Origin of the sequence: Mesorhizobium sp. WSM2561 (assembly GCF_000513915.1) — a bacterium.
GTDB classification, from domain to species: domain Bacteria; phylum Pseudomonadota; class Alphaproteobacteria; order Rhizobiales; family Rhizobiaceae; genus Mesorhizobium; species Mesorhizobium muleiense.
On sequence record NZ_KI911324.1, the window covers coordinates 92,689 to 111,361 of the forward strand.

15 protein-coding genes, 2 tRNA genes and 1 pseudogene are annotated in these 18,673 nt (G+C 62.3%); 13 read left to right on the plus strand and 5 right to left on the minus strand.

Going from position 1 to position 18,673, the window contains the following annotated elements:
• The first annotated feature begins 11 nt into the window (after positions 1-11).
• Positions 12-188, plus strand: a complete 177-nt coding sequence (locus M727_RS42155; RefSeq protein ID WP_156941736.1) for a hypothetical protein — start codon at positions 12-14, stop codon at positions 186-188.
• A 127-nt stretch (positions 189-315) separates the two neighbouring features.
• Here the strand turns inward: M727_RS42155 and M727_RS0133820 are convergent.
• A tRNA-Asn gene (locus M727_RS0133820) sits at positions 316-390 on the minus strand.
• Between the two features lie 221 nt (positions 391-611).
• Between M727_RS0133820 and M727_RS0133825 the strand changes: the two genes are divergently transcribed.
• From M727_RS0133825 to M727_RS0133865, 9 genes are all read left to right on the plus strand, one after another.
• Positions 612-872: a hypothetical protein gene (locus tag M727_RS0133825; protein WP_023802589.1), complete on the plus strand. Its 261-nt coding sequence runs from the start codon at positions 612-614 to the stop codon at positions 870-872.
• A 333-nt stretch (positions 873-1,205) separates the two neighbouring features.
• Positions 1,206-1,279, plus strand: a tRNA-Cys gene (locus M727_RS0133830).
• Between the two features lie 136 nt (positions 1,280-1,415).
• Positions 1,416-2,084 carry a protein-L-isoaspartate O-methyltransferase gene (locus M727_RS0133835; protein WP_027156202.1) on the plus strand — a complete coding sequence of 223 codons (669 nt, stop codon included), beginning with the start codon at positions 1,416-1,418 and terminating at the stop codon, positions 2,082-2,084.
• A 187-nt stretch (positions 2,085-2,271) separates the two neighbouring features.
• Positions 2,272-3,669: a TolC family outer membrane protein gene (locus M727_RS0133840; protein ID WP_027156203.1), complete on the plus strand. Its 1,398-nt coding sequence runs from the start codon at positions 2,272-2,274 to the stop codon at positions 3,667-3,669.
• 213 nt (positions 3,670-3,882) lie between these two features.
• On the plus strand, positions 3,883-4,776 hold the full coding sequence (locus M727_RS0133845; protein WP_027156204.1) for a DUF2497 domain-containing protein: 894 nt from the start codon (positions 3,883-3,885) through the stop codon (positions 4,774-4,776).
• A 398-nt stretch (positions 4,777-5,174) separates the two neighbouring features.
• The gene (locus M727_RS0133850) at positions 5,175-7,958 is read left to right on the plus strand and encodes a valine--tRNA ligase (RefSeq protein ID WP_027156205.1); all 2,784 of its coding nucleotides are present in this window, start codon (positions 5,175-5,177) and stop codon (positions 7,956-7,958) included.
• 435 nt (positions 7,959-8,393) lie between these two features.
• A complete protein-coding gene (locus M727_RS0133855) occupies positions 8,394-9,659 on the plus strand; it encodes an OmpP1/FadL family transporter (RefSeq protein ID WP_027156206.1) in 1,266 nt (421 codons plus the stop codon).
• Between the two features lie 303 nt (positions 9,660-9,962).
• Positions 9,963-11,687 carry a dihydroxy-acid dehydratase gene (ilvD, locus tag M727_RS0133860; protein WP_027156207.1) on the plus strand — a complete coding sequence of 575 codons (1,725 nt, stop codon included), beginning with the start codon at positions 9,963-9,965 and terminating at the stop codon, positions 11,685-11,687.
• On the plus strand, positions 11,674-12,510 hold the full coding sequence (locus M727_RS0133865) for a tetratricopeptide repeat protein (RefSeq protein ID WP_023802582.1): 837 nt from the start codon (positions 11,674-11,676) through the stop codon (positions 12,508-12,510). The genes ilvD and M727_RS0133865 overlap by 14 nt, the downstream gene beginning before the upstream one ends.
• A gap of 70 nt (positions 12,511-12,580) precedes the next feature.
• Here the strand turns inward: M727_RS0133865 and M727_RS0133870 are convergent, their stop codons facing one another.
• The 4 genes from M727_RS0133870 to erpA form a co-directional block, all read right to left on the minus strand.
• Complete coding sequence (locus M727_RS0133870; RefSeq protein WP_027156208.1) at positions 12,581-12,871, minus strand: hypothetical protein; 291 nt, start codon at positions 12,869-12,871, stop codon at positions 12,581-12,583.
• A 98-nt stretch (positions 12,872-12,969) separates the two neighbouring features.
• Positions 12,970-13,764 (minus strand): exodeoxyribonuclease III, encoded by a 795-nt coding sequence (xth, locus tag M727_RS0133875; protein WP_036264480.1) that lies wholly within the window; start codon positions 13,762-13,764, stop codon positions 12,970-12,972.
• Between the two features lie 7 nt (positions 13,765-13,771).
• Positions 13,772-14,164 carry a VOC family protein gene (locus tag M727_RS0133880; RefSeq protein WP_023802579.1) on the minus strand — a complete coding sequence of 131 codons (393 nt, stop codon included), beginning with the start codon at positions 14,162-14,164 and terminating at the stop codon, positions 13,772-13,774.
• A gap of 3 nt (positions 14,165-14,167) precedes the next feature.
• Positions 14,168-14,515: an iron-sulfur cluster insertion protein ErpA gene (gene erpA / locus M727_RS0133885; protein ID WP_006335221.1), complete on the minus strand. Its 348-nt coding sequence runs from the start codon at positions 14,513-14,515 to the stop codon at positions 14,168-14,170.
• Positions 14,516-14,646: 131 nt separating this feature from the next.
• Between erpA and M727_RS0133890 the strand changes: the two genes are divergently transcribed.
• The 3 genes and pseudogenes from M727_RS0133890 to M727_RS43670 all read left to right on the plus strand — a co-directional run.
• The gene (locus M727_RS0133890; protein WP_027156210.1) at positions 14,647-15,861 is read left to right on the plus strand and encodes a deoxyguanosinetriphosphate triphosphohydrolase; all 1,215 of its coding nucleotides are present in this window, start codon (positions 14,647-14,649) and stop codon (positions 15,859-15,861) included.
• Between the two features lie 67 nt (positions 15,862-15,928).
• Positions 15,929-17,686: an arginine--tRNA ligase gene (gene argS, locus M727_RS0133895; RefSeq protein WP_027156211.1), complete on the plus strand. Its 1,758-nt coding sequence runs from the start codon at positions 15,929-15,931 to the stop codon at positions 17,684-17,686.
• A gap of 103 nt (positions 17,687-17,789) precedes the next feature.
• Positions 17,790-18,673, plus strand: a pseudogene (locus tag M727_RS43670) (SPOR domain-containing protein); the annotation flags it as partial.

Sequence of the window (18,673 nt, forward strand, 5' to 3'; positions counted from 1 at the left end):
CGGACAGTCCCGTGTTCGGCGATGTCTATGCTGCGACGCGTGGTGCGTACCGCGTCGTCTATCCCTTTCACGAGCATGCGACGCCGTTCACGGCGCAATCGCGCCGGGTGCAGGTCTTTTCACGATGTCGCCGCCGAATCTACGATGAGGGCTTTGCCGGCCTAGGCGAGGGCAGGGCGCTGCGTTAGCTTACCACTGACTTCGATCGGCATCTCTGCTGTTTGCGAGCCATTTCCAGCAGAAACGAATCGGATCGATGCGTAGGGAAAAATCGCACGTCGGCGCGCAATATCGCGCCCTGGCGTAGAAAGGCTGTGGCTCCCCGGGCCGGATTCGAACCAGCGACCAACCGGTTAACAGCCGGTTGCTCTACCACTGAGCTACCGGGGAACAGAGGCTCTCATGTGAGTGGCGCAGCCTATAGCAAACCCGTTTCGGCTTTGCAAAGAAGCATTTCGTATTTTTCGGCGCTTTTTCGCGCCACGATTTCTGGCAATCATGTGCGGGCGTCCTCATATGAGCCGTCTGGCGGGGTGCGCGGAACCGAAAAGGCGGTTGCGGCTTTCGTCAGCTGATGCTTTTACTTTGCCCGAACGGACCACAAACCAGACATGAGCGCAGCAAGCCACAACCACCCACCGGCACGGAAAATATCGGTCTTCGGCCGTGAGTTCACCATGCCGCGCTCGCGCGGCCTCAGGATTGCAATCGGCGTCGTGCTGATCTTCGGCGGCATTCTCGGCTTTCTGCCGATCCTGGGCTTCTGGATGGTGCCGATCGGATTGCTGGTGCTCTCCTACGAGTTTGCCGTCGTGCGTCGCCACCGGCGCCGGCTCGTCGTGTGGTGGGAACGGCGGCGGCGGCCGAACTGACGGCTGTACTGACTTCGCAAGCCGGCAAGCCCTGCGAAGGCGTCTTTCCGGCTCGACTCAGCTGGCTAAATGCCCGGGCTGGCTGAGAGCCTGTTTGGAAATTCTGCTCCGACGGCCAGATGATGGCGGTTCTGCGCTTATCTACGGCGCCGCGCGTCCAATTGGAAGCGCAGCGCTCTAACCTCCGTTGCGTTCCGTTTCTCGGAGCATGCGTGTCGTTGGCTCGACGCGTGGCATCGTGGCCGAGGGGAAACCGTCGGGAATGCACCATGGCCGCTTGACGGCATTTTCGCCGCAACCTATTGGAACCGGGTGGAACGCCGGGAGCAATGAGGCCTCGTGGCGGAGTGGTTACGCAGAGGACTGCAAATCCTTGCACCCCGGTTCGATTCCGGGCGAGGCCTCCAGTTGCCCAAGCTCCCGCGCACCAGCGCCAGGGGGCTTGAGTTCCAGTCGACATGAGCCGCGGTCTTGGCGCGGCAAGCGGATCGATCTTGGCGGATTGATCTTGGGCAGATTGGTCTTGGGCGGATTGGTTGGAACATGAGCGCTGATTTTGCCGAACGTCGAGTAAAAATGGTTGACGGCCAGGTCCGCACCACCGACGTAACCAGCGCGCCGCTGCTCGAGGCGATGCTTGTCGTGCCGCGCGAGGCCTTTGTCGCCCCCGATCAGCGCGATCTGGCCTATATCGACGAGGACATCCGCATTGCCAATACCGCGGACGGCCCGCGCTATCTCATGGAGCCTTCGCCGCTGGCCAAGTTGATGCAACTGGCCGAGATCGGCCCTGGCGATTCGGCGCTCGATGTCGGCTGCGGCACCGGCTATGCGGCGGCGATCCTGTCGCGGCTGGCAAAGTCCATCGTTGCGCTGGAAAGCGATCCGGCATTGGCCGAGACCGCGATGTCGACGCTTTCGGCGCTGGGCTGCGACAATGTCAGCGTGATCAACGGACCGCTGCCGGAAGGCCATGCCGCGGGAGCACCCTACGACGTCATTTTCATCGGCGGCAGCGTCGCGAAAGTGCCGGAACCGTTGCTCGACCAGCTTGCGGAAGGCGGTCGGCTCGTCGCCGTCGAAGGGCAGGGGAATTCGGGCGTGGCCCGATTGTTCCTGAAAAAAGGGGGGGTCGTAACCGGAAGAGGCGCCTTTAATGCGGCAATTAAGCCACTACCGGGATTCGAACGTATCCGTGCGTTCGAGTTCTGAATGATTTTGGCTTGCAGCAAAGCCTTTGTCATGTTCGCTTGCGCTTGAACAATTGTTGCTGATCCGCACAACCGGGGTGTTCTTTTTGGGGGCTGACAGCAGGGAACCTGAAACACACCGCGCCGGCTGCTCGAATGGGAGAAGCCGGCGCGGTGTGGTTCCCATGCAAAACGAATGAGGGAATAACGTGCCGTCTTTACGCAAGAGTCTTTTTGCCGTCCTCTTTTCGGCGACCGCGCTTTCTCCGCTAGGCGCCTCGGCGGAAACCATTCTCGGGGCACTTTCAAAAGCCTATCAGAACAATTCCCAGCTCAATTCGGCCCGCGCCGGCGTCCGCGTCACCGATGAGGGCGTTGCCATCGCCAAGTCCGGCTGGCGCCCGACCATCACCGGTTCCGCGAACATCGACTTCTCCAGAAGCCATTTCGATGCCCGTAGCGGGCCGAACCGAAGCATCTCGTTAACCACCGGCAACTTCGGCGTCCAGATCGACCAGACCCTGTTCGACGGCTTCCAGACCAGGAACAACGTCGCCGCCGCCGAAGCGCAGGTCCGCGCCTCGTTCGAGAGCTTGCGCAACACCGAAGAGAATATTCTGTTCAATGCGGCAAGCGCCTATATGGACGTGATTCGCGACCGCCAAGTGGCGGTGCTGACGGAGCAAAACCTGCAGTTCCTGACCGAGCAGGCACGCGCCGCGCGTTCGCGCTTTGAGGTCGGCGAAGGCACCCGCACCGACGTGGCACAGGCCGATGCCGAGCGCTCCTCCGCCGTGGCGGAACTGGCCGCCGCCCGCGCGCAGGCGCTGGCAAGCGCTGCGACTTATCGCCAGATCGTCGGCGACGAGCCCGGCAGGCTCAGGGCCGCTTCGCCGCTGGCGAAACTGTTGCCGTCGAACCTCGATGCGGCGATCACGATTGCATCCGTTGAGCACCCGGCCATCCTCGCCACCCAGCATCTGGTCGACGCGGCGGCGTTTACGGTGAAATCGGCAGAAGGCGCGCTGCTGCCGCAGCTTTCGGCTTCCGCCGGCGTTTCCAGCGCCTACCGCAGGACGGCACCGGGCTCTGCCGATACGGGCCAGGATGGCACAACCAATTCCGCCAGCATCGGTGCCACCTTGACCATACCGATCTATTCGGGCGGGCGGACGTCGGCGATAGTGCGTCAGAACAAGGAATCGCTCAGCCAGGCCCGGATCGAGGTCGATGTCAGCCGCGACACCGTGCGGCAGGCCGTGACCTCGGCGTGGACGCAATATACCGCCGCTCAGCAAACCGTGGTGGCCAACAGGCAGGTGATCGCCGCCGCGCAGCTTGCCCTGAGCGGCGTCATCGAGGAGCGCAACGTCGGCCAGCGCACCACGCTCGACGTTCTCAACGCGCAGGCCACGCTCATCACCGCCAAGATCAACCAGGCCGCCGCCGAACGCGATTTGGTGGTGGCGAGCTATGCCATCCTGTCGGCTATCGGTCGTCTTTCGGTCGAGCGTCTCGCCCTCCAGGTCGTGAAATACAAGCCCGAAGAACATTACAATGCGGTCAAGGACAAGTGGTTCGGCCTGCGCACGCCAGACGGCCGCTGATCCCCTCACCAGTTTCAACTTCCGTCCAGTTTCAAGCTATTTAGAGCCCGCGCGTCCAAAAGGTCGCGCGGGCTCTAATCTGTTGAAATCCAACATGCCCTCAGATTGGGGATTCTCGTAAGTCGATCCGTGGGTTACGCTGTTGCCATGATTCGAATCCGGCTTTGGCCGGACAGGAAATCTGAACGAGTCACAAGGGCGGCGGATGTGACGATGGCGACGGCAAGCAGCGTACAGCGCGAACCTTCCATGGAGGAGATACTGGCTTCCATCAGGAGGATCATCGAGGACAACGACACCGGCCGCAAGCAGCCGGACGATACGGACGACCTGCTGCAGGATCTGACGTCGGTAGCCGTGCCGGCACCGGCGGTAGGCGTGGCCCCGCCGGAGGCAGGCAGGGCGCCGCCTGAGGGAGGCGGGGCGCCGCCTGAGGTGAGTGCGTTTCGCGCCGAGTTGCGTCCGGGATTCGACGCCAGGAGGCCGGCCACGCTGACCGAGGTGCAGGCGCAACCGTCGGCCGTCGAGCCTGTCATCGCGCGCGTGGAGCCGCCGGTGCGTTCCGAATCGCCCGTGACGCTTGCTGGTGACAGGGTCGCGGCCGAAGCGGCCCCGGCCGCCAAGCCGGAGCCGAATGCGCCTGCGACGGCAAGGGTTGCGGAGACGACCGACAGTATCGTTGCCGGGTGGCGGCGTGATATCGCCGCAATTAGCGAAGCGAAGACCGCGGCCAAGCCGGACAGGGCCCGAGATAGGGCAGAGCTGCGACAGACGCCGGATGCCGAACCGAAGGCCGAAGTTTTCGAGCACGCAGCCGAACCTGCTTTCGAGCCGGCCCCGCCGCGGAGCGGGTTGGCGCGCCCGGCGACGAGCGAGGCACCGTCCGTTCGTCCGGCGATCCTTTCCGAACATACGGGCCGGCAAGTTGCCGCCGCCTTCGGCGAGCTTTCCGATGCGTTCGCCAGCCGCAGCAAGAAAACCTTCGACGAGATGGCCGAGGAGATGCTGAGGCCCATGCTGCAAGACTGGCTGGACAACAATCTGCCGACGCTGGTCGAGCGGCTGGTACGCGAAGAAATCGAACGCGTAGCGCGCGGCGCGCAGTAACCGGCAAATCGCCGAAGTCGGCGCCGCCCCTCATCTGCCTGCCGGCATCTTCTCCCCGTATAGGGACGGGGAGAAGGGGCTGGCCGCAACCTGGGCACCCTTTTCTGCAACACTTGAGATTGGCGAAATCGTTCGCGAAGGCCTTTTTCTCCCCGTCCCTACACGGGGAGAAATGCCCGGTCCACCCTCCGCAGCTGCTGCGGAGGACGGGCAGGGCAATGAGGGGCAGCGCAAGCCTCTAAGCGATTGCCCTGCGACGCTCACTTCTGCAAGTTGCCCCGATCTGCCCAGGCGCTATTTGCTGGCATGGCCGTCTACCGCTCGCTTGCGGTTGACTTGGCCAAAACCTTCCGATTTACACCGGACCAGCAAAAACCCGACAGCCCGGACGCCTTCCCATGCTCGAAAAAACCTACGACGCAAAAATCGTCGAGCCGAAGATCGCCAAAGTCTGGGAGGAGGCCGACGCGTTTCGTGCCGGCGCAGGCGCCGAGGAGGGCGCGGAAGCCTTCACCATCGTCATCCCGCCGCCGAACGTCACCGGTTCGCTGCATATGGGCCATGCGCTCAACAACACGCTGCAGGACATTCTGGTGCGCTTCGAGCGCATGCGCGGCAAGAACGTGCTGTGGCAGCCCGGCATGGACCACGCCGGCATCGCCACGCAGATGGTGGTCGAGCGCCAGCTTATGGAGAAGCAGATCCACCGCCGCGACCTGACGCGCGATGAGTTCATCGAGAAGGTCTGGGAGTGGAAGGCGGAATCCGGCGGCGCGATCTTCAACCAGCTGAAGCGGCTGGGGGCCTCGGCCGACTGGAGCCGGGAGCGTTTCACCATGGACGAGGGTCTGTCCAGGGCGGTGCTCGAAGTGTTTGTCACCCTCTACAAGGAAGGCCTGATCTACAAGGACAAGCGCCTTGTGAACTGGGACCCGAAGCTGTTGACTGCGATTTCCGACCTCGAGGTCGAACAGCAGGAGGTCAACGGCAATCTCTGGCATTTCCGCTATCCCGTCGAGGGCGCGGTTTTCGATCCGGACAATCCAAAAACCTTCATCACCGTGGCGACGACGCGCCCCGAGACGATGCTGGGCGATACGGCGGTGGCGGTGCATCCCGACGACGAGCGTTTTCGGCATCTGCTCGGCAAGAACCTCGTCCTGCCGATCGTCGGCCGCAAGATCCCGGTGGTGGCGGACCAATATTCCGATCCGGAGAAAGGCAGCGGCGCGGTCAAGATCACGCCGGCGCACGACTTCAACGACTTCGAGGTCGGCAGGCGCCACAAGCTGCCGGCGATCAATATCCTCACCGTCGAGGCGGCGGTCGCCCTCACCGACAATGACGAGTTTCTCGCCGGGCTGGAGGTAACGCCCGAGCGTCAGGCCGTCTGGGATGAGCTCAACGGCCTCGATCGGTTCGTCGCGCGCAAGAAGATCGTCGAACTGATGGAGGCGGGCGGCTTCCTCGAAAAGGTCGAGCCGCATCGCCATGCCGTGCCGCATGGCGATCGCGGCGGCGTGCCGATCGAACCGTTCCTGACCGAACAATGGTACGCGAACGCGGCGGAACTCGCCAAGCCGGCGATCGCCTCGGTGCGCGAAGGCCGCACCAGGTTCGTGCCGAAAAACTGGGAGAAGACTTATTTCGACTGGATGGAGAACATTCAGCCCTGGTGCATTTCGCGCCAACTCTGGTGGGGACACCAGATCCCGGCCTGGTACGGGCCGGACGGCCGCATCTTCGTCGAGAAGACCGAGGAGGAGGCGCTCGCCGCCGCAATCGAATATTATCTGGCGCTGGAAGGGCCGTGGAAGGCCTGGGTCGAGGACAAACTCGAGAATTTCAAGCCGGGCGAGATCCTGACCCGCGACGAGGATGTGCTCGACACATGGTTCTCGTCGGCGCTGTGGCCGTTCTCGACGCTCGGCTGGCCGGACCAGACGCCGGAGCTGAAGACCTATTACCAGACCGACGCGCTGGTAACCGGCTTCGACATCATCTTCTTCTGGGTCGCTCGCATGATGATGATGGGCCTGCATTTCATGGGGGAGGAGCCGTTTCACACCGTCTATGTCCATGCGCTGGTGCGCGACAAGAACGGGCAGAAGATGTCGAAGTCGAAAGGCAACGTCATCGACCCGCTCGATCTCATCGACGAATATGGCGCCGACGCACTGCGCTTCACGCTGACGGTGATGGCCGCGCAAGGGCGTGACGTGAAGCTCGATCCGGCTCGTATCGCCGGCTACCGCAATTTTGGCACCAAGCTGTGGAACGCGACGCGTTTTGCCGAGATGAACGACGTCGCGAGAAACGACGATTTCTGGCTGAACGACGCCAAGCTGGCGGTCAACCGCTGGATCCTGACCGAACTGACACGCGCGGCGCGCGAAATCACCGACGGCATCACTTCATACCGGTTCAACGACGCTGCGACTGCTGCCTACCGCTTCGTCTGGAACCTGTTCTGCGACTGGTACCTGGAACTGCTGAAGCCGGTCTTCATGGGCGCGGACGAGGCTGCCAAGGCCGAGAGCCGGGCTTGCGTCGCCTTCGTGCTCGACGAGATCTACAAGCTGCTGCACCCGATGATGCCGTTCATGACCGAAGAGCTGTGGGCTGAGACATCGGGTGAGGGCAAGGAACGGCCGTCGCTGCTTTGCCATGCCGCGTGGCCGTCGCCCGACTTCGAGGACGAGGCAGCGGCCGCCGACATCAACTGGCTGATCGACCTGGTCTCAGGCATTCGTTCCGTGCGTTCGGAAATGAACGTGCCGCCGGCGGCGATAGCGCCGCTGATGGTGATCGGCGCCAATACCGCAACCCGCGAAAGGCTTGAGCGTCAGGCATCGGCCGTCAAGCGACTGGCGCGGGTCGGCGACATCTCGCTTGTCGATACGGCGCCCAAGGGCTCCGCCCAGATCGTGCTCAACGAGGCCACCATCTGCCTGCCGCTCGGCAGCCTGATCGACCTTGCCGCCGAGGCGGCGCGGCTGCAGAAGGAATTGGTCAAGGTGACCGAAGAGATCGCCCGCCTGCACAAGAAGCTGTCCAACGACAAATTCGTCGCCAACGCGCCGGAAGATGTCGTCGAAGCCGAGCGCGAAAAACTCGCCGAGTATCGCGAGGCGCAAGAGAAACTTTCGGTGGCGCTGACACGCGTGCGCGACGCCGGTTGACCCATCTGTGGTATTTGAGAATCGAATCGACTGAGGAGCGGATTTTGCCAAACCGGCTTCCGCTTTTTAGGCCTGACGCTCAGGATTCGCGAGCTCTGCGAACGCGCTTTTCGGGCGGCTTCCTGCACGAAAAATAGGCATTCCGCAGGGTAAATCTTGACGTAAACGGAATGTTTTAGCCCCATTGTTGCCATAATGTAACAATGAGGCCTCGTCTTCGCAAAACGGGCGGTTTTTGCGGCGTCCGGGGGCGTTTTTCCGAGTTTTTGCTCGATTTGCAGCCAAACGGGCCATTTTCCGGCGCTGCGGTGAAGCTGTCACTGTGTCTGAAATGCGGTCGGCGAAGGCGTACATGTACGCATCGAGAATTCGTTGTTGCGCCGTTAACCCGAATTGGTTCTAGCTTAGTCCATTCGTACTAGGGGAGGGACATTCATGAACAATTTGCGTCGGAAAGCGCTGCTGGGGGCGGGGTGCTTTTCGCTGGCTTTGATCGGGACGGCGCATGCCGGCGGCCTCGAGCGCGGCGGCTACAACATCGACCTGCTTTTCGATCCGGCGCCTGTCGCCGGAGAGCTTTCGGGCACTTATGTGATGCCGGAACGGAAGATCAAGAATGCCGTAGACACGGATACAAGTAGCGCTTTTCCACTGCCCGTTACTGGTCGTGGCGGTGGCGATTTGAACTCTCGGTCCGGTTCTGCCGATGATTCGGAGAGCTATTTTGTTCCCCGCATGGGAATTAAGGTCGGAGTCGGGGACCACCTCGATTGCATGGGCGATTATTCTCAGCCTTGGGGGATCCATTCGGCCCCCGGTCTGAATTGGGCAGGTGCCAACAGCAATATCGAAACCAAGATCGAAAGCGAAAATTTTGCAGCCACCTGCTCCTACAAGATGGATGCGGGCAAAGGCCAGTTTCGCTTCATTGGCGGTGTGTTCTACCAGGATATCAGTGGCTTCAAGGAGCGGCTGGTCCAAGATTTTAGTGGCTTTCCTGTACCTTTGTCCGGCGTAGGTCGGATCGACCTCGAAGGCAACGGGGTTGGCTGGCGCATCGGCGCCGCTTATGAGATTCCGGAAATCGCGCTCCGTGCCAGCTTGGTCTACAACAGCGAAGTTGATTTGGGAGACGTGACCGGGGACGTCGATCTTACGCAGGTTGGCCGGGGTGTAATTCCCGTGATCGGTACGGCGACCATGCCGCAGTCGGTCGAGTTCAAGGTCCAGTCGGGTATTGCTCCGGGCTGGCTTGCCTTCGGGTCGGTGAAGTGGGTCGACTGGAGTGTGCTGCAGATTGTCAATTTCTGCGCTGTCGGCGCTCCGGTTGCCTGCACCTACGGAGGTCCGAGCTTCATCACGTCTCTGGATCTGCTCTATCGCGACGGATGGACCGTCTCCGGCGGTATCGGCCACAAGTTCAACGATCGGTGGAGCGCTGCAGCGACGCTCACTTGGGATCGCGGAACGACCACGGGCCTGAGCACCCAAACCGATACCTGGACGGTTGGTGCCGGCGCGTCCTTTTCGCCCAACAAAAACGTCGAAGTCCGCTTCGGCGGTGCCATCGGCATCCTGACCAGTGGTTCGGTCGGAGTGGTCACTGACGAGGCGGGCATTCCTCACGGTACAGACGTTTCGTACGATTTCGGCGACGATCTCGTGACCGCCTTGTCAGCTTCCTTCAAGGTCAAGTGGTAGGTTACTAAAATTAAACGATAAAAAGGCCGGGCTCTGCCCGGTCTTTTTTTTGGTCGAATCGGCTTTCTGGCCGGCGGTCCCAAGCTGATGGCATCGGTCCGTCGTTGCAAGGACGCCGCTTCCCTCTGCCTCACGCGATGGTGATGTTTTGGCAACAGTTTCTGAACAACCCTCGCGCCACAACGGCGCCCGCCGACATTGCCTACTTCCCGCCATAAACCCGGCGCACCTCGAATGCGTCCCAAGGAATGTCAAAAGGCTCGGCTATGGGGCAGGTCGCGCCGCTCGCGGCAAGGGAAGAGAATGAACGCCAGAGTCATCTCCAAGGCCAAGCTGCCCAGCCGCTATGTGACCGTCGGTCCGGCGCGTGCGCCGCACCGCTCCTATCTTTATGCGATGGGCTTGTCGGCGGCCGAGATCGCGCAGCCACTGGTCGGCGTCGCCAGCTGCTGGAACGAGGCGGCACCCTGCAACATCTCGCTGATGCGCCAGGCGCAGGTGGTCAAGAAGGGCGTCGCCGCGGCTAGCGGCACGCCGCGCGAATTCTGCACCATCACCGTCACGGACGGCATCGCCATGGGCCACCAGGGCATGAAATCGTCACTGGTGTCGCGCGAGGTCATCGCCGATTCGGTCGAACTCACCATGCGCGGCCATTGCTACGATGCGCTGGTCGGCCTTGCCGGTTGCGACAAGTCGCTGCCCGGCATGATGATGGCCATGGTGCGGCTCAACGTGCCGTCGATCTTCATTTATGGCGGCTCGATCCTGCCCGGTTCCTACAAGGGCCGGCAGATCACCGTGCAGGATGTGTTCGAGGCCGTCGGCCAGCACTCGGTCGGCACGATCGGCGACGCCGAACTCCTCGAAATCGAGCAAGCCGCTTGTCCGTCGGCCGGCTCCTGCGGCGCCCAGTTCACCGCCAACACCATGGCCACCGTCGCCGAGGCCATCGGGTTGGCGCTGCCCTATTCCTGCGGGGCGCCGGCGCCCTATGAGATGCGCGACCGCTTCAATTTCGCCTCCGGCGAAAAGATCATGGAGCTGATCGCAAAAAATATCCGCCCGCGCGACATCGTCACTCTGGAGGCGCTGGAGAATGCGGCGACCGTGGTTTCGGCCACCGGCGGCTCGACCAACGCGGCGCTGCATCTGCCGGCGATCGCGCATGAGGCGGGGATAAAGTTCGACCTGTTCGACGTCGCCAGGATCTTCGAGAAGACGCCTTATATCGCCGACCTGAAGCCGGGCGGCAAATATGTCGCCAAGGATATGTTCGAGGCCGGCGGCATTCCGCTCTTGATGAAGACGTTGCTCGACCACGGCTATCTGCATGGCGACTGCCTGACCGTGACCGGCCGCACTTTAGCCGAAAATATGGAGCACGTTGCTTGGAATGATAGCCAGGATGTGGTCCGTCCCGCCAACCGACCAATCACCCGAACGGGTGGCGTCGTGGGCTTGAAGGGAAACCTTGCCCCCGAAGGCGCGATCGTCAAGGTCGCGGGCATGTCGGAGCTTAAATTCTCTGGTCCGGCACGCTGCTTCGATTCGGAAGAGGAATGTTTCCAGGCGGTTACGGATCGCAGCTACAGCGAAGGCGAGGTCCTCGTGATCCGCTACGAGGGACCGCGCGGCGGTCCGGGCATGCGCGAAATGCTGTCGACGACGGCGGCTCTCTATGGCCAGGGCATGGGCGGCAAGGTGGCTCTCATCACCGACGGGCGTTTTTCGGGCGCGACACGCGGTTTCTGCATCGGCCATGTCGGGCCGGAAGCCGCCGTGGGTGGCCCGATCGGGCTGCTCAGGGATGGCGACTTGATCACGATCGACGCGGTGAACGGCACCATCGAGGTGGCGCTGTCCGACACCGAACTGGCGACCAGGGCAAAGGCATGGAAGGCGCGCGCGACCGACTATCAGTCGGGCGCGATCTGGAAATATGCACAAACGGTAGGGCCTGCCCGCGACGGGGCGGTCACCCATCCCGGTGGTGCGAGAGAAACACATTGTTATGCGGATATCTGAGTTGCTGAGGCTGTCTGTCTTTTCGGCACTGGTCGCGATCGCCACTTTTGGCGCGACCTTGGGCGCCGCAGGCCAGGCCATGGCCTTCGATGACAAGGTGTTCGACGACAAGACCGGCGTGAAGCCGCAGTCGAGCCCGTGGGCGGTGTTCCAGTTCGGCTTCTCCGCCTACAAGAACGGCCGCAAGGAGCAGGCTGCGGAGGCTTATAAATACGCGGCCGAAAACGGCCAGATCGGCGCCACCTGGAAGCTTGCGCGCATGTATGCCGAGGGTGACGGCGTCGAGCGCGACGACTACGCGGCGTTCAAGTTCTTCAGCGAGATCGTCGACCAGGACGTCGAGCCCGGTTCGCCGGAAGAGAGCTATGTCTCGGACGCGCTCGTGGCGCTCGGCGACTATCTGAGGAAGGGCATCCCCGGCAGCCCGATCAAAGAGAACGAGGTGGCGGCCCAGGAGTACTACATGCGCGCCGCCGCCAACTACCGCAACCCGAATGCCCAGTTCGAGATGGGCCAGATCTTCCTGAATGGCAAGGGCGGCGTCAAGGCGAGCATCAAGCAGGCCGGACGCTGGTTCCAACTCGCTGCGGAAAAGGGCCATGCCGGCGCGCAGGCGACGCTCGGCCACCTGCTCTTCCAGAGCGGCAAGATCGTTCGGGGGCTGGCGATGATGACCGCGGCGCTTGAACGGGCCGCGCCTTCCGACCAGCCATGGATACGCGGCATGCAGGAAGAGGCGTTTGCCGCCGCGGGCGAGGCCGACCGCCGCACCGCGATTTCGCTGGCCGACGACATCCTCACCAAGGGTGGCGGCGACCGGTAGTCGCGAAGCCAACAGCCAGGAAAGACTGGGTCAATAGTCAGGAAGAGTGGGGATCTCGAAAAAGTCGGGATCAATTCTCGGTCGGTTTTGTCGGAACGGGACCGGACTCCGGCGTTGAAATCGGCGTGGCCGGCGGCGCCAGCTTGGTTTTAGGACAATCGTCGCGGATCCTTGTCCATGACGTGTTGTTGAGCACCATGTCGCAGCGGGCGAGATGGCTCCGGCCGGAAAGCGTCAGGCAGGCGACCTGGCCGATCTGGAATGATGTTCCGTTGGCCAGGCATGCAGGATTGGCAAAAGCCGACGTTGCCGCGAGGGCGAGCGCGGCGGCACATGGGCAAATCGCAAACCTGATCGTCATCCTGAACCCCGGCCGAACCCGGATTGCAGCGGAAACCCCGATTGTGGCGATATGACGGTCCATCCACCGGGAATCCGGCGGTTCGGGCCGCGAAACGATCAGATTGGCGCAAAACCCAGTTCGATGGCCACCGGCACGTGATCCGAGGGTTTTTCCCAGGCGCGCACATGCTTTTCGATCGAGGCCGAGGAAAAGCGATTGGCGGCCTCGGGCGAGAGCAGCAAGTGATCGATGCGGATGCCGTTGTTCTTCTGCCAGGCGCCGGCCTGATAGTCCCAGAACGTAAAAATGTCCGGTGAGTCGGTGACCGCGCGCACGGCTTCGGTGAAGCCGAGATTCTTCAGCCGCCGGAACGCCTGCCTGGTCTGCGGCTGGAACAGCGCATCGCCGAGCCAGTTCTCCGGGAATTTCGCATCGATCGGTTCGGGGATGACATTGTAGTCGCCGGCCAGCACCAGCGCCTCTTCGAGCGAGAGCCTTTCCTCGGCCCAGCGCTCCAGCCGCGCCATCCAGGACAGCTTGTAGGAGAACTTCTTCTCGTCATCGATCGGGTTGCCGTTCGGCAAGTAGAGCGAGGCAACGCGCAACGCGCCCTTGTCGGTCGAGAACACACCCTCGATGAAACGCGCCTGCTCGTCCGTATCGTCGCCCGGCAAGCCTCTGATAACCTCGTCGAAGCGCAGCTTCGACAGGATGGCGACGCCGTTAAAACCCTTTTGGCCATAGATTTCGGCGTGGTAGCCAAGCGCCTCGATCTCGGCCCGCGGAAACTGCTCGTCGACCGTCTTGATCTCCTGCAGGCAGGCAATATCGGGCGCGCTTTCCGTCAGCCAGTGGGTCAAATTGCCGATACGGGCCCGAACACCATTGATGTTCCAGGTGACGATTTTCATGACGGCCTCATTGCTGCTCGGGCGGATGGCGTTCGACGAGGCCGATCGTATTGCCTGCCGGATCCTTTAGGAAGGCCATCCATTCGCTTTCCCCCGCCGGCCCGAACAGGCCCTCGGTGTCGCGGTGGACGAGCATCGGCGGCGCGGTGAAGGGGACACCGGCGGCTTTTGCCGAGGCGTGGAAATCGTCAAGGCCCGAAATGTCGAGATAGACGGTGCCGGCCGGCAGGCCATCGGTGAACAGCAACCGCACATCGCCGGCCATGATGAAGGCGATGCCAGGCGGATCGAAGCGCACGTGCACGGCCATGCCAAGCACATCCTGCCAGAACGCCAGCGTTGCATCGAGATCGCGCCCGGCTGAAAGCGCGACCTGACGGACCGCGCTAATGGTAGGCATTCCCTAAATACTGAAGCTGGTGCCGCAGCCGCACGAGGCGACCGCATTCGGGTTCCTGATCTGGAACGACTGGCCCATCAGATCGTCGACGAAATCGATCACCGAGCCACCCATATAAACCAGCGAGAGGTCGTCGATCAGCACGGTGGCGCCGTCCTTCTCAATGGCGACGTCGTCATCGTTGCGGGTGTCGACCAGGTCGAACTTGTAGGAAAAGCCGGAACAGCCACCGCCCTCGACCGAAACGCGCAGCGCCGTCTTGCCGGCTTCGCCAGAGACAATCTTGGCAATCCGCCTGGCGGCGGCGTCGGTCATCTCGACTTTCATGGCGGTCTTGGCATCAGCGCCCATGGGCGTCACCTTGCTTTCGGTTTCACATGATAGGTATGAAGCGCGAGGGGGCAAGTCAACTGCGTCGTAGGCTATGGAAAATTGATTGGGGCTATGGAAATTGGTTGGGGTTATGGAAATCGGTTGGGGCGATGACAAATGAGTTGGGCGACATCGGATTTGGTTATCGGCCGCGCGCCGCCTATGCCTGCGATCCGGCAAAGTCGCGGGGGCGGCTGTTCGACGAGGTGGAGAGCCCGACCCGCACGCCGTTCCAGCGCGACCGCGACCGCATCATCCATTCGACGGCCTTCCGCCGGCTCAAGCACAAGACGCAGGTGTTCGTCGCGCATGAGGGCGACCATTACCGCACCCGGCTGACGCATTCGATCGAGGTGGCGCAGATCGCGCGCGCCCTGGCGCGGGCGCTGCGCGGCGACGAGGACCTGGCAGAGGCGGTGGCGCTGGTGCACGATTTCGGCCACACGCCCTTCGGCCATACCGGCGAGGATGCGCTGAACAAGAAGATGGCGGCCTGGGGCGGCTTCGACCACAATGCACAGTCGCTGCGCGTGGTAACGCGGCTGGAGAGCCGCTATGCCGAATTCGACGGGCTGAACCTCACCTGGGAGACGCTGGAGGGGCTGGTCAAGCACAACGGACCGCTGACCGACGCCAGCGGAAACGGGCTGAAGGGGCCGGTGCCGCAAGCGATCCGCGACTATTCGGAGCTGCACGACCTCGAGCTCGACCGCTTCGCCGGCATCGAGGCGCAGTGCGCGGCGATCGCCGACGACATCGCTTACAACAGCCATGACATCGATGACGGCCTGAGGTCGGGCCTTCTGAAGCTGGACATGCTGGAAAATGTCTCGCTGCCCGGCTCGATCCTCGACGGCGTGCGTCAGCGCTATCCGGCGCTGGACGATGTGAGGACAGGGCACGAACTGATGCGCCGGCAGATCACGATGATGGTCGAGGATGTCATCGTCTCCACCACCGCCAATCTGGCCCGCATCAAGCCGGACAGCGCCGACGCGGTGAGGGCGGCAGGCGAGACGATGGTGACCTTTTCGGCCGAAATGGCCGCTTTCGAAGAGGAATTGAAAGCCTTTCTCTACAAGCATCTCTATCGACACAGCGAAGTCGTGCGCGTGCGCAACCAGGCCGAGCAGATCGTCAACGACCTGTTCGAGGTCTATTTCGCCGATCCGCGCGCCATGCCCTATGGCTGGCGCGAAGGGCTCGACCGGGCTGATGATCGCATCAAGGCGCGCAGCGTCGCCGATTTCCTGGCGGGCATGACGGATACCTACGCTTTGAAGGAACACCGCCGTTTGTTTGACCATACGCCTGAATTAAGCTAGGCGGGGCTCGATTTTGCCGGCCAATAGACCGGATTCCCGCAAAGCCGCCAGAGCCAGGGCCACAACAATGAACATCTTCGCCGATTTCAACGCGCGAATTATAAAGGCCGTCGAAGCGCTTGATTTGAAAGACAAAGACGGCGGTTCGCTGGACTTGTCGCGCGTCGCCGTCGAGCCGCCACGCGACGCCAGCCATGGCGACCTGGCGACCAATGCGGCAATGGTGCTGGCCAAGCCGACCGGCCAGCCGCCGCGCGCACTGGCTGAAAGGCTGGCGCAAGCGCTGCGCGCCGACCCGGACATCGCCGCTGCAGACGTTGCCGGTCCGGGCTTCGTCAATCTCAGGCTCAAGGACGCGTTCTGGCAGGTGCATCTGACTGCGCTGCTCGGCGAAGGCCGCAATTACGGCCGCTCGACCGTTGGCGGCGGCAAGAAGGCCAATGTCGAATATGTCTCGGCCAACCCGACCGGACCGATGCATGTCGGCCATTGCCGCGGCGCGGTGGTGGGTGATGCGCTCGCCAATCTGATGGCCTTCGCCGGTTATGACGTGATCAAGGAATATGTCATCAACGACGCTGGTTCGCAGATCGACGTGCTCGGCCGCTCCGCCATGCTGCGTTACCGCGAGGCGCTCGGCGACGACATCGGCGAGATTCCTGCCGGGCTCTATCCAGGCGACTATCTCGTGCCGGTCGGCCAGGCTCTGGTAAGCGAATTTGGCCGTTCCTTGCTGCAGATGCCGGACGAGGAAGCGCTTGCCATTGTCAAGGACAGGACGATCGACGCGATGATGGCAATGATCCGTGAGGATCTGGCGCTGCTCAATGTGCATCACGACGTCTTTTTCTCGGAGCGCACCCTGCACGCCGACAACGCCCGGAAAATCCGCTCGGCGATCAACGACCTGACCCTCAAGGGCCATATCTACAAGGGCAAGCTGCCGCCGCCCAAGGGCGAGAAGCCGGACGACTGGGAGGATCGCGAGCAGACGCTGTTCCGCTCGACAGCGGTCGGCGACGACATGGACCGGGCGCTGGTCAAGTCGGACGGCACCTTCACCTATTTTGCCGCGGACGTCGCCTATCTGAAAGACAAGGTCGATCGCGGTTTCGTCGAGCTGATCTATGTGCTTGGCGCCGATCATGGCGGTTATGTGAAGCGCCTGGAAGCGCTCGCCCGGGCGATTTCCGGCGACGAGGTGAAGCTCACCGTGCTGCTTTGTCAGTTGGTAAAGCTTTTTCGCGAGGGCGAGCCGGTGCGCATGTCGAAGCGGTCGGGCGATTTCGTAACGCTGCGCGAAGTGGTGGAGGAGGTCGGTCGCGACCCGATCCGCTTCATGATGCTCTACCGCAAGAACGATGCACCGCTCGATTTCGACTTCGCCAAAGTGACCGAGCAGTCGAAGGACAATCCGGTGTTCTACGTCCAGTACGCCTCGGCGCGCTGCCATTCGGTGTTCCGGCAGGCGAGCGAACAGCTGGGCGAGGCCAATTTCGACCGCAATCGGCTGGCCGCCGCCACCGCTTCGCTGACCGACGAAGGCGAGATCGGCCTGATCAGGAAACTTGCCGAATATCCGCGGCTGATCGAATCCGCGGCACTTGCGCTCGAGCCGCACCGGCTGGCATTCTACCTCTACGATCTCGCCTCCAGCTTCCACGGACATTGGAACCGCGGCACCGAAAATCCCGACTTACGTTTTGTTAAGGTTAACGACCGACAATTGACCCATGCCAGACTAGGGCTGGTGCAGGCTGTTTCGGACGTTTTGACGTCCGGCCTGACGCTGATCGGAGCCGATGCGCCCACCGAAATGCGTTAGGTTTGACTAAAAAACCTGTCACCTTTTGCCCACATTGCGCTGGTAAGGGCCAACCCTGCGCGACGTCAACGGCGTCCGAATGAGTGCGAGTTCGGGAACAATAATGGCAGACAGAACCCAGCTGAAAGCAGCCGCCCAAAACGATATCGCCAACGATGATCCGTTCGCGGAACTGACCAGGATCATGGGCTTCGACCCGCGCCAGCCGGTCAAGCCGCAGGCCCAGTCGACGGCGGCTGCAGCAAGTCAGCCAGCGGACGACGGCGATTTCGGCATCGACCTCGAGAAGGAGTTGATGGGCGAATTCGGCGGCGACGCCAATGACGGGGCAGCCGAGCTTCGCGAGCCGGCTTTCGACGCGGCTGCTACTGACCCAATCGACGACGAGCTTGTCGCGTCGCTCGAACAGGATCTCCTGCTCGACGACGATGCGGTAGACGAAACCGCCGTTGCCATTGCTGCCGACGATGTGCGCTCTGGCGTTGCCGGAACTCCCTCGGCTGCTGAAGCTGCTTTCGACGACGATTTCGACGAAGCGCTCGCCAGTTCGCTCGAAGACGTGTCGCTATTCGAAGACGATTTGCCGGTGGACGACAGGCTTGGGAACGACGAGCTTGGGAACGACGAGCTTGCCGCGTCGCTCGAACAGGATTTCCGGCTGGACGACGACACGGCGGACGAAACTGCCCATGCCGTTGCCGCCGCCGACCTGGGTTCCGGTGTTGCCGAAGTATCCGCGCCGGCTGTTGAAGCGGCGTTCGACGACGATTTTGACCATGCGATCGCCAGTTCGCTCGAAGACGTGTCGCCGTTCGAAGACGATTTGCCGGTAAACGACGAACTCTCTGCGTCGCTCGAACAGGATTTCCGGCTGGACGACGATGCGACGGACGAACAGAATACCGCCGCCGACATCTCCGCGCCGGCCGCTGACCCCGCCTTCGACGATGAATTCGACAACGCCGTCGCAAGCTCGCTCGAAGACGA